The organism is Burkholderia sp. AU18528, assembly GCF_002223215.2.
In the GTDB taxonomy this organism is placed as follows: domain Bacteria; phylum Pseudomonadota; class Gammaproteobacteria; order Burkholderiales; family Burkholderiaceae; genus Burkholderia; species Burkholderia semiarida.
On record NZ_NKFC02000002.1, the window covers coordinates 186,694 to 200,774 of the forward strand.

General features: G+C 69.1%; 14 protein-coding genes. All 14 read left to right on the top strand.

Annotated elements, in window-relative coordinates:
- Window positions 1-6 precede the first annotated feature (6 nt).
- Window positions 7-1,026: a flagellar motor protein MotB gene (gene motB, locus CFB52_RS00990; protein ID WP_059638390.1), complete on the top strand. Its 1,020-nt coding sequence runs from the start codon at window positions 7-9 to the stop codon at window positions 1,024-1,026.
- Between the two features lie 16 nt (window positions 1,027-1,042).
- The gene (locus tag CFB52_RS00995; protein ID WP_059578092.1) at window positions 1,043-1,420 is read left to right on the top strand and encodes a response regulator; all 378 of its coding nucleotides are present in this window, start codon (window positions 1,043-1,045) and stop codon (window positions 1,418-1,420) included.
- A gap of 33 nt (window positions 1,421-1,453) precedes the next feature.
- Window positions 1,454-3,739 (top strand): chemotaxis protein CheA, encoded by a 2,286-nt coding sequence (gene cheA / locus CFB52_RS01000; RefSeq protein ID WP_099315947.1) that lies wholly within the window; start codon window positions 1,454-1,456, stop codon window positions 3,737-3,739.
- 47 nt (window positions 3,740-3,786) lie between these two features.
- Window positions 3,787-4,302 carry a chemotaxis protein CheW gene (cheW, locus tag CFB52_RS01005; RefSeq protein ID WP_059578098.1) on the top strand — a complete coding sequence of 172 codons (516 nt, stop codon included), beginning with the start codon at window positions 3,787-3,789 and terminating at the stop codon, window positions 4,300-4,302.
- A gap of 37 nt (window positions 4,303-4,339) precedes the next feature.
- Window positions 4,340-6,298, top strand: a complete 1,959-nt coding sequence (locus CFB52_RS01010; RefSeq protein WP_099315948.1) for a methyl-accepting chemotaxis protein — start codon at window positions 4,340-4,342, stop codon at window positions 6,296-6,298.
- Between the two features lie 3 nt (window positions 6,299-6,301).
- A complete protein-coding gene (locus tag CFB52_RS01015; RefSeq protein ID WP_060310197.1) occupies window positions 6,302-7,294 on the top strand; it encodes a CheR family methyltransferase in 993 nt (330 codons plus the stop codon).
- Window positions 7,291-8,019 carry a chemoreceptor glutamine deamidase CheD gene (cheD, locus tag CFB52_RS01020; protein WP_099315949.1) on the top strand — a complete coding sequence of 243 codons (729 nt, stop codon included), beginning with the start codon at window positions 7,291-7,293 and terminating at the stop codon, window positions 8,017-8,019. The genes CFB52_RS01015 and cheD overlap by 4 nt, the downstream gene beginning before the upstream one ends.
- Complete coding sequence (locus CFB52_RS01025) at window positions 8,016-9,107, top strand: chemotaxis response regulator protein-glutamate methylesterase (RefSeq protein ID WP_099315950.1); 1,092 nt, start codon at window positions 8,016-8,018, stop codon at window positions 9,105-9,107. The genes cheD and CFB52_RS01025 overlap by 4 nt, the downstream gene beginning before the upstream one ends.
- 67 nt (window positions 9,108-9,174) lie before the next feature.
- Window positions 9,175-9,570, top strand: coding sequence for a chemotaxis response regulator CheY (gene cheY / locus CFB52_RS01030; protein ID WP_026045350.1), 396 nt, complete (start codon window positions 9,175-9,177; stop codon window positions 9,568-9,570).
- A gap of 2 nt (window positions 9,571-9,572) precedes the next feature.
- A complete protein-coding gene (gene cheZ / locus CFB52_RS01035) occupies window positions 9,573-10,304 on the top strand; it encodes a protein phosphatase CheZ (protein ID WP_059578110.1) in 732 nt (243 codons plus the stop codon).
- A 303-nt stretch (window positions 10,305-10,607) separates the two neighbouring features.
- Window positions 10,608-11,111 (top strand): DUF2844 domain-containing protein, encoded by a 504-nt coding sequence (locus CFB52_RS01040; protein ID WP_059578113.1) that lies wholly within the window; start codon window positions 10,608-10,610, stop codon window positions 11,109-11,111.
- Between the two features lie 16 nt (window positions 11,112-11,127).
- Window positions 11,128-12,360: a DUF3443 domain-containing protein gene (locus CFB52_RS01045; RefSeq protein ID WP_099315951.1), complete on the top strand. Its 1,233-nt coding sequence runs from the start codon at window positions 11,128-11,130 to the stop codon at window positions 12,358-12,360.
- 169 nt (window positions 12,361-12,529) lie between these two features.
- A complete protein-coding gene (locus CFB52_RS01050) occupies window positions 12,530-13,027 on the top strand; it encodes a VOC family protein (protein WP_099315952.1) in 498 nt (165 codons plus the stop codon).
- Between the two features lie 479 nt (window positions 13,028-13,506).
- Window positions 13,507-13,887: a DUF805 domain-containing protein gene (locus tag CFB52_RS01055; protein ID WP_059578122.1), complete on the top strand. Its 381-nt coding sequence runs from the start codon at window positions 13,507-13,509 to the stop codon at window positions 13,885-13,887.
- The last annotated feature ends 194 nt before the right edge of the window (window positions 13,888-14,081 follow it).

Here is a 14,081-nt window from a genome sequence, read left to right on the forward strand (position 1 = left end):
CGACCGATGAGCAAGAGCAAGGATCGCGCGATCGTCGTCAAGCGGGTGGCCCCGGCGAAGAAAGGCCATCACGGCGGCGCATGGAAGCTCGCGTACGCGGACTTCATGACCGCGATGATGGCGTTCTTCCTGCTGATGTGGCTGCTGAGCTCGGTCACGCCGGTGCAGCTGAAGGGGATCGCCGAATACTTCAACATGCCGCTGAAGGCCGCGATCCTCGGCAGCGGCGACCGCAGCTCGCAGGATTCCAGCATCATCAACGGCGGCGGCCGCGACCTGTCGAGCGCGGACGCCGGCACGCTGCGCCGCACCGACGGCACGACGCCGCTTGCCGAGCGCCTCGCGAAGGCGGGCGACGAGCATTCGCGGTCGCAGGCGCAGGGCGCGCAGGACCGGCTCGAGCAGACGCGCCTGCACGACCTGCAGATCAAGCTGATGGCCGCGATCGAGGCCAATCCGACGCTGCGCCAGTTCAAGCAGCAGATCCGCATCGATTCGACGCTGATGGGGCTGCGCATCGAGATCGTCGATTCGCAGAAGCGGCCGATGTTCGCGATGTCGAGCGACCACGTCGAGCCGTACATGCGCGACATCCTGCGCGAGATCGGCAAGACGCTGAACGACGTGCCGAACCGGATCATCGTCCAGGGCCACACCGACGCCGTGCCGTACGCGGGCGGCGAGGGCGGCTACAGCAACTGGGAGCTGTCGGCCGATCGCGCGAACGCATCGCGCCGCGAGCTGATCTCCGGCGGCATGGACGAGGCGAAAGTGCTGCGCGTGCTCGGCCTCGCGTCGACGCAGAACCTGAACAAGGCCGATCCGCTCGATCCGGAAAACCGCCGGATCAGCGTGATCGTGCTGAATCGCAAATCCGAAGAAGCGCTGATGCGCGACGACGCGACGACGACGACGCTGTCCGCCGACGCGGCCGGTTCGAAGCTGCTCGCGCAGCAGCTCGGCGGCCCGACGCCGGCGGCGCGTCCGGTCGTGGCGAGCGCCGTGGCCGTGGCGCCGAAACCCTGACGTTTCCGAGACAGACATGATCCGAACCATTCTCGCCATCGACGACTCCGCGACCATGCGTGCGCTGCTGCAGGCGACGCTTGCGCAGGCCGGCTACGACGTGACGGTGGCGCCGGACGGCGAAGCCGGCTTCGACATGGCGGCGACGGCGCCGTACGACCTGGTCCTGACCGACCAGAACATGCCGCGCAAGAGCGGGCTCGAGGTGATCGCCGCGCTGCGCAAGCTGAGCGCGTACGCGGACACGCCGATCCTCATCCTGACGACCGAGGGCAGCGACGCGTTCAAGGACGCGGCACGCGACGCGGGCGCGACCGGCTGGATCGAAAAGCCGATCGACCCGGGCGTGCTGGTCGACCTGGTCGCCACGCTGTCCGAGCCGGCTGCCTCCTGACATGAACGCGACGAATTCAACCGGTGACCGGGCATGACTCTCGACATCACTCAGTTCTACCAGACCTTTTTCGACGAAGCGGACGAGTTGCTCGCGCAGATGGAGCAGCTGCTGCTGAACCTCGACGTCGATTCGCCCGATCCCGAGGATCTGGCGGCGATCTTCCGCGCCGCGCATTCGATCAAGGGCGGCGCGGCGACGTTCGGCTTTTCCGCGCTGACCGATACGACGCACATCCTCGAATCGCTGCTCGACCGCGCGCGCAACCATGAGCTGACGCTGACCAAGGAGATGGTCGACGCGTTCCTCGAAACGAAGGACGTACTGTCCGACCAGCTCGTCGACTACCGCGCGAGCGCCGAACCGGACGCGGCCGCCGCCGCGGCGATCTGCGCGAAGCTCGAACGGCTGAAGGCCGAAAGCGGTGCGGGCGCGCCTGCCGCCGCAGCCGCGCCTGCGCCGGCCGCACCTGCGCCGGCCGCACCGGTTGCCGCCGCCGTGGCGCCGGCTGCCGAGCCCGCCGTCGGCGGCGACCGTGCGCCGGACCATGTGGTCGAGCAGGCTGTCGCGGCCGCGCATCCGGCGGCTGACGCCGATGCCGGCGGCCCGCACCTGAAGATCACGCTGGTCGGCGTCGATGCGGCGGACCAGGCGCTGCTCACCGAAGAACTCGGCAACCTCGGCCGGATCGTCGGTCGCGAGGAAGCGGGCGCGGACCTGACGCTGTGGGTCGAATCGGACGTGCCGTCGGACGACATCGTCGCGGTGTGCTGCTTCGTGATCGACGAAAGCCAGATCCGCGTCGCGCACGGCACGGCGCCGGCCGCGCAGGCGGCACCAGCCGCCGCGCAGGACGCCGCCGTGGCCGCTGAAGCGGCCGAACCGCCCGCCGCCGCGCAGCCCGCGCGCGTCGAGGTGTTCGCGCCGCAGGCTGCCGCCCCGCAACCGGCCGCCGCGGCACCCGCCCCGGCGCCGGCTTCGGCCGCTGCAGCGCAGCCGCAGCAGCCGCCGCAACCCCCCGCTCAACCGCAACCGGCCGAACACGCGGCGCCGGCCGCCGCCGCGCATCACGACGACAAGCGCGCCCGCCCGGCCGCCGCGGCCGCGGGCGGCGCAGAAGGCAGCTCGATCCGCGTCGGCGTCGAGAAGGTCGACCAACTGATCAACCTCGTCGGCGAACTGGTGATCACGCAGGCGATGCTGGCCGAGACGGCCAGCGCGTTCGATCCCGCGCTGCACGACCGCCTGTTCAACGGGATGGCGCAGCTCGAGCGCAATGCGCGTGACCTGCAGGAAGCGGTGATGTCGATCCGCATGATGCCGATGGACTACGTGTTCAGCCGCTTCCCGCGCCTCGTGCGCGATCTCGCCGGCAAGCTCGGCAAGCAGGTCGAGCTCGTGACGTTCGGCCAGGCGACCGAGCTCGACAAGAGCCTGATCGAACGGATCATCGATCCGCTCACGCACCTCGTGCGCAACAGCCTCGACCACGGGATCGAAACGGTCGACAAGCGCGTCGCCGCCGGCAAGGACGCGGTCGGCCAGCTCGTGCTGTCGGCCGCGCATCACGGCGGCAACATCGTGATCGAGGTGAGCGACGACGGCGCGGGCCTGAACCGCGAGCGGATCCTCGCGAAGGCCGCGAAACAGGGCATGCAGATCTCCGAGAACATCAGCGACGACGAAGTCTGGCAACTGATCTTCGCGCCGGGCTTCTCGACGGCCGAGACGGTGACCGACGTGTCGGGCCGCGGCGTCGGGATGGACGTGGTGAAGCGCAACATCCAGTCGATGGGCGGCCATGTCGAAATCTCGTCGCAGGCCGGCCGCGGCACGACCACGCGGATCGTGCTGCCGCTCACGCTCGCGATCCTCGACGGGATGTCGGTGAAGGTGGGCAGCGAGATCTTCATCCTGCCGCTGAACTTCGTGATGGAGTCGCTGCAGCCGTCGAACGACGACATCTACACGGTCGGCAACGGCGAGCGCGTGGTGCGCGTGCGCGGCGAATACCTGCCGCTCGTCGCGCTGCACGAGGTGTTCTCGGTCGACGACGCGCGCACCGACCCGACCCAGGGGATCGTCACGATCATGGAAACCGAGGGGCGCCGCTTCGCGATGCTGATCGACGAGCTGGTCGGCCAGCAGCAGGTGGTCGTGAAGAACCTCGAAACCAATTACCGCAAGGTCCACGGCATCTCGGCGGCGACCATCCTGGGCGACGGCAGCGTCGCGCTGATCGTCGACGTCGCGGCGCTGAACCGCGAAACCCGTGCGACGCACGGCGCCCGTGCGGGCGCCGAACTCGCCGTCTTCTGACTCTCGCCATCAACCGATTGGGGGCAAACGTGTCCGCTGAAGTTCAAATGATCAATCCGGCCGCGGCGAACGCGGCCACGAGCCGCCGCGACGCCGAACACGGCGATGCGACGGGCCAGGAATTCCTCGTCTTCACGCTCGGCGACGAGGAATACGGGATCGACATCCTGAAAGTGCAGGAAATCCGCGGCTACGACAGCGTCACGCGAATCGCGAACGCGCCCGAGTTCATCAAGGGCGTGATCAACCTGCGCGGGATCATCGTGCCGATCGTCGACATGCGGATCAAGTTCCACCTCGGCCGCGTCGAGTACGACCACCAGACCGTCGTGATCATCCTGAACGTGTCGAACCGCGTGGTCGGGATGGTGGTCGACGGCGTGTCGGACGTGCTGACGCTGCAGACCGACCAGATCATGCCGGCGCCGGAATTCGGCGCGACGCTGACGACCGAGTACCTGACCGGCCTCGGCACGGTCGACGGCCGGATGCTGATCCTGATGGACATCGAGAAGCTGATGTCGAGCCGTGAAATGGCGCTGATCGAGACACTCGGCGGGTAAGCGCGCCGCGCGCGCAGCAATTTCGGGAGAATCTGCAATGTTGCATAACTGGTCGATCCGCACGACGCTCACGGCGGTCGGACTCATCCTCGTGTGCCTGGCCGCCGCGGTCGGCGGGCTCGGCCTTTACGCGCTCAATCAGGCGAGCCGTTCGCTCGACGAGATCGCGCACGTCGACCTGCCGGCGATTCACACGCTCGACGACACGGCCGCGCAACTGCTGCGCTCGCGCGTGGCGCTCGATCGCTTCCGTACGCTGACCGAAGCCGGCAACGCGGCCGACGCGGCGAAGGTGCTCGACCGCGCGCAGGAGCTGTTCGCGAAGTCGAACCAGAACTGGCAGGCGTTCCAGTCGACGCCGAAGCTCGGTGTCGAGCAGGCGCTTCTCGACGAGCTCGCCGCACGCTACACGACGATCGTGAAGGAAGGCGTGGAGCCCGAATTTGCCGCGGCGCGCGCGGGCGACATGGCTGCGTACCACGCGGTGGCGGACACGAAGATCAGCCCGATGTTCGTCGCGTTCGACCAGACGGCGTCGGCCGTGATCGCCGCGCTGCAGAAGCGCGCGCAAGAACGTCAGACCGCGACGCAGTCGCAGATCTCGATGATGATCGCGCTGATCGCGGCCGGCATCGCGATCGCGTTCGTCGTCGTGATCGCGATCCGCTTCGTGCTGCGCGGGCTGATCGTCCAGCCGATCGAGGATGCGATCGCGCACTTCGAGCGCATCGCCGGGGGCGACCTCACGCAGCCGGTGAACGTATCGAGCACGAACGAGATCGGCCGCCTGTTCGGCGGCATCAAGCGGATGCAGGACGCGGTGACGACGATGGTGCAGGCCGTGCATCGCGGCACCGAATCGATCGACGTCGGCGCGCGCGAGATCGCCACCGGCAACATCGACCTGTCGCAGCGCACCGAGGAGCAGGCCGCGTCGCTGCAGGAAACGGCGTCGAGTATGGAGCAACTGACGGGCACCGTGCGGCAGAACGCGGAGAACGCCCGGCAGGCGAGCCAGCTCGCGGTGAACGCGTCGGACATCGCGACGCAGGGCGGCGAGGTGGTCGGCCAGGTCGTGTCGACGATGCAGGACATCGCGGCGAGCTCGGGCAAGGTCGTCGACATCATCGGCACGATCGAAGGCATCGCGTTCCAGACCAACATCCTCGCGCTGAACGCGGCCGTCGAGGCGGCGCGCGCCGGCGAGCAGGGCCGCGGCTTCGCGGTGGTCGCGGGCGAGGTGCGCTCGCTCGCGCAGCGCAGCGCGAGCGCCGCGAAGGAAATCAAGCAGTTGATCGGCGATTCGGCCGAGAAGGTCGACAGCGGGTCGGCGCTCGTCGCGCGCGCCGGCTCGACGATGGACGAGATCGTGCAGGCCGTGCGCCGCGTGACCGACATCATGGGCGAGATCAGCGCCGCGTCCGACGAGCAGTCGACCGGCATCGAGCAGGTCAACCGCGCGGTCGGCCAGATGGACGCGGTCACGCAGCAGAACGCGGCGCTCGTCGAGCAGGCGGCCGCCGCGGCCGCGTCGCTCGAGGAGCAGACGCGTCAGATGAAGGCGATCGTGTCGGGCTGGCGCGTCGCGGGCGGCATCGCGCTCGCGCCGGCGCGCAGCGTCGCGCGGCCGGCCGCGCACGAACCGGCGGCGCTGCCGTCGGCGTCGCGCCACGACGCGCCGGTCGCCGCGCTGCCGGCGCCGCAGGGTGCGGCCCAGCCGGCGGCACGGCGCGCCGCGCCGGCGTCGCGCACGGCTGCGTCGGGCGCCGAGCACGAACCGAAGCGCGCGGCCGACGCCGCGCCGCGCACGCAGAAGGACGCACCGGCTGCCCGTGGCGCCGCCGCGGCGGGCGGCTATGGCCCGCGTCTGGCGAAGACGGCCGCCCCGGCGGACAAGCCGGCCGCGAAGCCCGCGCTCGTGCGCCCGGCGCTGAGCGGCGAGAAGCCCGCACTGGCGGCCGCCGGCGCGTCCGACGACGACTGGGAGACCTTCTAAGCCATGCAGCACGCGCGCGCGCCGTTTCGACCCGATGCACCGGATGCCTCGCCTCGCGCGGGCGAGCCGGGGCGCGATTTCGCGTTCACCGGCGCGGATTTCGCACGCATTCGCGCGCTGATCCACCAACGCGCGGGCATCTCGCTGTCCGAGCACAAGCGCGACATGGCCTACAGCCGTCTCGCGCGGCGGTTGCGGGCGCGCGGCCTCGACACGTTCCGCGACTACCTCGACCTGCTCGAACAGGAAGACGATCCGCTCGAGTGGGAAGCGTTCACCAATGCGCTGACGACCAACCTGACCGCGTTTTTCCGCGAGGCGCACCATTTCCCGATCCTGTCGGAATTCGTGAAAGGGCGGCCGGCGCCGGTCTCGGTCTGGTGCTCGGCGGCGTCGACCGGCGAGGAGCCGTACTCGATCGCGATCACGCTGATCGAGGCGCTCGGCGAAACGGCCGCGCGCGGCGCGTCGATCCTCGCGACCGATCTCGACACGCAGGTGCTCGCGAAGGCCGAAGCCGGCATCTACACGTACGACCAGGTCAAGCACCTGTCGCCGGAGCGGCTCAAGCGCTTCTTCCTGAAGGGCACGGGCGCGCAGGCCGGCCGCGTGAAGGTGCGCCCCGAGCTGCGCGCGATGATCCGCTTCGAGCAACTGAACCTGACCGATGCCGACTACGGGATCGCGAAGCCGTTCGACGCGATCTTCTGCCGCAACGTGATGATCTATTTCGACAAGCCGACGCAGGGGCAGGTGCTGTCGCGCTTCGAGCCGCTCGTGAAGCCGGGCGGGCTGCTGTTCGCCGGCCATTCGGAGAACTTCACGTACGTGACGCAGGCGTTCCGGCTGCGCGGGCAGACGGTGTACGAACTCACGCGCGACGCCGCGCAGGGCGCGCGCTCGCGCGGTGCGCCGGCGAGCGCGGCGGCCGAGCTGCCGTCGCCCGTGCGCGCACGGGCCGCGGGCGGCGCGCCGGCCCTGGGAGAGCGCGGATGAGCGCACTGCCGATCGCGACCAATCGCTACTTCGACAACCACTTCGAACGCCCCGGCGTGAAGCTGTTGCCGAACGAGTTCTACACGACGGCCGATGACATGGTGCTGATGACCGTGCTCGGCTCGTGCGTCGCCGCGTGCCTGCACGATCCGTACGCGGGCATCGGCGGGATGAATCATTTCATGCTGCCGGACGACGGCGCCGATCCGGGCGCGGCCGCGTCGGAATCGATGCGCTACGGCGCGTATGCGATGGAAGTGCTGATCAACGAGCTGATCAAGGCCGGCGGGCGCCGCGAGCGCTTCGAGGCGAAGGTGTTCGGCGGCGCGGCCGTGCTGGCCGGGATGACGACGATCAACATCGGCGATCGCAACGCCGATTTCGTGCGCCGCTACCTCGCGCTCGAGCGCATCCGCATCACCGCGGAAGACTTGCAGGGCGTGCATCCTCGCAAGGTCGCGTTCATGCCGCACAGCGGGCGCGCGATGGTGAAGAAGCTGCGGCTGCAGGTGCCGGGCGTGACCGAGCGCGAAGCCGCGCTCGCGCGCGAGGCCGAGCGCGCCCGCGCCGCACGGACGCGCGCGCAGATCGAGCTGTTCGCCGCGAAGCGGCCCGCGGCGCCGCAACCGGCGCGCCCGCGCATCGAGCTGTTCGGCGGGCGCGGCGCGGCGCCGTCCGCCGGGAGCCCGCACGCGGCAAACCTATCAAGAAAGCAGGAGGCATGACCGCAGTGCAGAAGATCAAAGTATTGTGCGTCGACGATTCGGCGTTGATCCGCAGCCTGATGACCGAGATCATCAACAGCCAGCCCGACATGACGGTGTGCGCGACCGCGCCCGATCCGCTCGTCGCGCGCGAGCTCATCAAGCAGCACAACCCCGACGTGCTCACGCTCGACGTCGAAATGCCGCGCATGGACGGGCTCGACTTCCTCGAGAAGCTGATGCGCCTGCGGCCGATGCCGGTCGTGATGGTGTCGTCGCTGACCGAGCGCGGCTCGGAAATCACGCTGCGCGCGCTCGAACTCGGCGCGGTGGATTTCGTCACGAAGCCGCGCGTCGGGATTCGCGACGGGATGCTCGACTACGCGGAAAAGCTCGCCGACAAGATCCGCGCGGCGTCGCGCGCGCGCGTGCGCCAGGCGCCGCAGCCGCAGGCCGCCGCGCGCGCGGTGGACAGCGCCGCGGCCGCGCCGATGATCAACAACCCGCTCGTCAGTACCGAGAAGCTGATCATCATCGGCGCGTCGACGGGCGGCACCGAGGCGATCCGCGAAGTGCTGACGCCGCTGCCGCCGGATGCGCCGGCCGTGCTGATCGCGCAGCACATGCCGCCGGGCTTCACGAAGTCGTTCGCGCAGCGGCTGAACGGGCTGTGCCGGATCGCGGTGAAGGAAGCCGAGCACGGCGAACGCGTGCTGCCCGGCCATGCGTACATCGCGCCGGGGCACGCACACCTGTTGCTCGCGAGAAGCGGCGCGAACTATATTGCGCAACTGTCGGACGAGCCGCCGGTGAACCGGCACCGCCCGTCGGTCGACGTGCTGTTCCGCTCGGCGGCGACGCACGCGGGCAAGAACGCGATCGGCGTGATCCTCACCGGGATGGGCCGCGACGGCGCGGCCGGCCTGCTGGAAATGAAACGCGCGGGCGCTCACACGTTCGCGCAGGACGAAGCGAGCTGCATCGTGTTCGGGATGCCGCGCGAGGCGATCGCGCTCGGCGGCGCGGACGAGGTCGCGCCGCTCGCCGACATGAGCCGCCGCGTGATGGCGCGCCTGGCGACGATGGGCGACCGCGTGCAGCGCGTGTGAATGGAATGTCACGGGGCGCGTGCCACGCTACACGCCTCGACGGAAACGAATCTGGAAAGGAACGACGATGGACAAGAGCATGAAAATCCTGGTGGTGGACGATTTCCCGACGATGCGCCGGATCGTCCGCAACCTGCTCAAGGAACTGGGCTACACAAACGTCGACGAGGCGGAAGACGGCGCGGCCGGCCTCGCGCGGCTGCGCGGCGGCGGCTTTGACTTCGTGATCTCCGACTGGAACATGCCGAACCTCGACGGCCTCGCGATGCTGAAGGAAATCCGCGCGGACGCGACGCTCACGCATCTGCCGGTGCTGATGGTCACGGCCGAGTCGAAGAAGGAGAACATCATCGCGGCCGCCCAGGCCGGCGCGAGCGGCTACGTCGTGAAACCGTTCACGGCCGCGACGCTCGACGAGAAGCTGAACAAGATCATCGACAAGATGGCCAAGACCGGGAGCTGAACGTGAACGAGCCGATCCATGCGGCGCTCGCCGGCGCGGCGGTCAACGCCGACGGCCATGCCGAAGGCGCCGATTACGCGAGCGACCGGATCCTCGCGCGCATCGGCCACGTCACGCGCACGCTGCGCGATTCGATGCGCGAGCTCGGGCTCGACAAGCATGTCGAGCGCGCGGCCGAAGCCGTGCCCGATGCGCGCGACCGCCTGCGCTACGTCGCGACGATGACCGAGCAGGCCGCGGTGCGCGTGCTGAATGCGATCGAGATCGCGAAGCCGATGCAGGAGCGCGTCCAGAACGAGGCCGAGGCGCTTGACGCACGCTGGGCGCAGTGGTACGCGGCGCCGATCGAGCACGCGGAAGTGCGCGAGCTGATGGACGATACGCGCGCGTTCCTGCGCACGCTGCCCGAATCGACGGCGGCGACCCGCGCGCAACTGCTCGAAATCATGCTCGCGCAGGATTTCCAGGATCTGACCGGGCAGGTGATCAAGAAGATCATGGACATGGTCTACCTGATCGAGCAGCAGCTCCTCACCGTGCTCGTCGAGAACATCGCGCCCGAGCGGCGCGAGCAGTTCGCGGCCACCGCCGCCGCGCTCGCGGCCGAACAGATCAGCGCGACCGGCAGCCCCGAGTCGCTGCTGAACGGCCCGCAGATCGCGCCGGAAGGCAAATCCGACGTGGTTCAGGACCAGGGGCAGGTCGACGACCTGCTCGCGAGCCTCGGTTTCTGACCCGCCGCGGCGCAGCCGCGCGCCCCTTCGCCGGGCGCCCCATTGCCGGGCGCCCCTTTGCCGGGCGCCCCGTTCCGCGGGGTCGCCGATGCGCGCATTCCCCGTTTCCTGCGTCGTTTCCCCGAGCCCGCCACCGCGGCGCGGCGCGGCGTGATCCTGCGTCGAATTGACACTTGGACACACTCCGCAGGCATACTACGCGTCAGCAGCAACGCAGGGTCATTCGTACGATTCATCGGTGGACAGGCGGCGCGGGCCGATGGCGGCGCCGTCGGCAACGCAGCCAGTCCCTTGGGGGGGAACGTGAAGCTGAAACGCTTGGGCTGGACCGTCGCGCACGCGACGGCTGCAATGGGTGTGCTGTGGGCCGTCCACGCACACGCGGAACTGGGCGGCGCGCCGATGTCGCCGCCGGCGGACGATCAGGCCGCCACAGTGCGCGCGCTGCAGCGCGCGATGCGCTCGGCGGACGGCGTGCAGACGAGCGCGGCCGCCTACACCGTGCGCGAGATCACGCTCGGGTCGGGCACCGTCATCCACGAATACACGTCGGCCGCAGGCAGCGTGTTCGGCCTCGCATGGCGCGGGCCGACGATGCCGGATCTCGCGTCGCTGCTCGGCAGCTATTTCCCGCAGTACACGGCCGGCGTCCAGGCGGCGCACCGGGCGCGCGGCTGGCGTGCGCCGGTGGCCGTCGAGACGAGCGGCCTCGTGATCCGGACGGGCGGCCACATGGGCGCCTTCTCCGGCCAGGCATGGCTGCCGTCGGCGCTGCCTGCCGGCGTGGCCGGCACCGATATCCAGTGACAGCGGGAGAGCGATCTTGAGCATTCCTCGTACATTCAAGCGCTGGCTCGGCGTGCTGGGCCTCCTGGCCGCGACGGCCGTGCTCGTGACGGCATGCGGCGGCGGCGATGGCGGCGGCGGCAGTGCGGGCAACAACGGCAATACCGGCAACAACGGCTCCGACGGCAACAGCGGCAACACGGCCGTCATCACGGTCGGCGCCGGCGCCGCGAACGTGATCAACATCCCGACCGTCAGCGTGAAGGTCTGCGTGCCGGGCACGTCGAACTGCCAGATCGTCAACAACGTGCTCGTCGATACCGCGTCCTATGGGCTGCGGCTCGTCGGCAGCGCGGTGTCGGGCGTGCTCGGCAGCCTGCCGCATGTGACGAGCGGCGGCGCGCCGGTCGCCGAATGCGGCAAGTTCGTGTCGAGCTACACGTGGGGGTCGGTGCGCACGGTCGACCTGTCGATCGGCTCCGAGCAGGCGGCGTCGCTGCCGGTGCAGATCATCGGCGACCTCGGCACGGCGAACGTGCCGAGCTCGTGCACGAACGGCGGCGCGTCGGCCAACTCGACGGGCGCGCTCGGCGCGAACGGGATCCTCGGCATCGGGCCGGCGCCGTACGACTGCGGCACGACGTGCGCGACGTCGACGTCGTCGAACAACAACAACTACTACGCGTGCCCGAACGGCGACAACGCGAGCTGCACGGTCGCGCTCGTGCCGCTCGCGCAGCAGGTGGCGAACCCCGTGCATCGTTTCGCGAACAACGACGGCGTGAGCGTGCAGATGCCGACCATCTCGGACAACGGGCAGGCGAGCGCGACCGGCACGCTGACGTTCGGTCTGCCGAACCTGAGCGGCAAGACGGTGATGACGTCGACCACGACCGGCGACGTCAGCGCGACGTTCCAGGGGCGCAACGTGATGGCGTTCTTCGATACGGGCTCGAACGCGTATTTCTTCAACGATTCGGCGCAGACGGTCTGTTCGAGGAATACGGAGTTCTACTGCCCGTCGTCCACGACCACCTATTCGGCGACGCTGAGCGGCCAGAACGGCGCATCGGGCACCGTGTCGATGCCGGTCGCGAACGCGGATTCGCTGTTCTCCAATTCGTCGACGTTCGCGTTCAACGACATTGCGGGGCCGTTCGGCTCGTCCAGCTGGCTCGACATCGGCATGCCGCACTTCTACGGCAAGACGATCTACTTCGGGATGGACAAGACCGCGAGCGGCGGCGCGCAGCCGTTCGTCGCGTTCTGACGCGGCACGGCCGCGGGCAGCAGCAAAAAGGGGGCGAGCGATCGCCCCCTTTTTTTATCCGAGAGCCGGCCGCGCGCGCACTACGGATCGAATCGCCGCCGTGTGCGCGTGCAGCGCCTACGATGTAAGACCGGCACCGGTGCCGGCACGACATCGAGGAGACAGCGCCATGACCCCGCGCATACAACGCATCACGCCGTTCCTGTGGTTCGACCGCGACGCCGAGGCGGCGGCCGATTTCTACGTATCGGTGTTCGACAACGCGCGCATCGTGCACGTCGCGCGCTACGGCAAGGCCGGCGCGCACGCGTCCGGACAGGCCGAGGGCACGGTGATGACGGTCGCGTTCGAACTCGACGGGCAGGCGTTCGTCGCGCTGAACGGCGGCCCCGTGTTCCAGATGACGCCGGCCGTGTCGTTCGTCGTCAACTGCCGCGACCAGGACGAGATCGACCATTACTGGGCGCGCCTGGCCGAAGGCGGCGACGCGCGCGCGCAGCAATGCGGGTGGCTGCGCGACCGCTTCGGCGTGTCGTGGCAGGTCGTGCCCGTGCAGATGGCCGAACTGATGACGGGCGACCCGGCCCGCGCCGAGCGCGTGATGGCGCAGGTGATGACGATGAAGAAGCTCGATCTCGGCGCGCTGCAGCGGGCGGCGGCCGGTTAGGGGCGGCCGGCCAGGCCGCTTCGCTCGGTCTGGCCGTTCAGGCTCTTCGCGCCTTTCACGCCTTTGAGGCCGGTGGCCGCCCGTGCCGTATTGCCGTCGGGCCAGGCGATGCGGCCGGTATCGACAATGGCGAAGGGTGACGCGACCGCCGCGCCTGCGTATTGCCGGCTGCCCGGTTAATCGCATGCCGGATCCTCGAGTCGATTATCGGGGCGGCGGTTTCATTCCGCTGTAATCGAATGCCGGATTATCCGGGCCGTCGTTTCCGTCAGATCTTCACGATTATTAAAATGACGCGGCGTGCAAGCCCGGCCAAGCCGAAATGCGCCATTGCAGCAATTTTCGTGTCATATGGGCGTGCGATACGCCCCTGTGCGCGTATTGCGCCGCATGCGAAAAGAGATGGAGCGCACTGAAATTCAACCCTATAATTTCGGCGTTGTTTCCGGGGTGCCAATATAAAACAGGAGGGTAATAAGATGAATTTTTCCGAAGCCATTCGTGCCGTACTGAATAAATACGCCACGTTCGAAGGCCGTGCGCGCCGCGCCGAATACTGGTATTTCGCGCTGCTGAGCTGCGTGCTGTCGATCGTCGGCCAGATCATCGGCGCGGCCGGCCGCGACGGCGGCCTGATCACGCTGCTGCTGCTCGGCGCGATCTCCCTGGTGTCGCTCGCGCTGATCGTTCCGGGCATCGCGGTCAGCGTGCGCCGCCTGCACGATACGGGCCGCTCGGGCTGGTTCCTGCTGCTCGCGCTGATTCCGATCGTCGGCAGCATCCTGCTGCTCGTGTGGATGTGCTCGCGCGGCACCGAAGGCCCGAACCGTTTCGGCGCGGACCCGATTCCGGCCGTCTGACCGACGCTGGCCCCCACGCACGACGCCGTTGGGGGCCGTTTGCCCCGCTTTTCCCGCTTTCCCGCTGTCCTGCTGTCCCGCTGTCCCGCTGTCCCGCCCGCCGTTTCACCGTTCCCTTCGCATCTCACCGTCACCGTCCCGCCTGCGGCCGCCATTTCGCCGATGCGCCGCCCGGCCCGCTTTCGCGCCGCGCC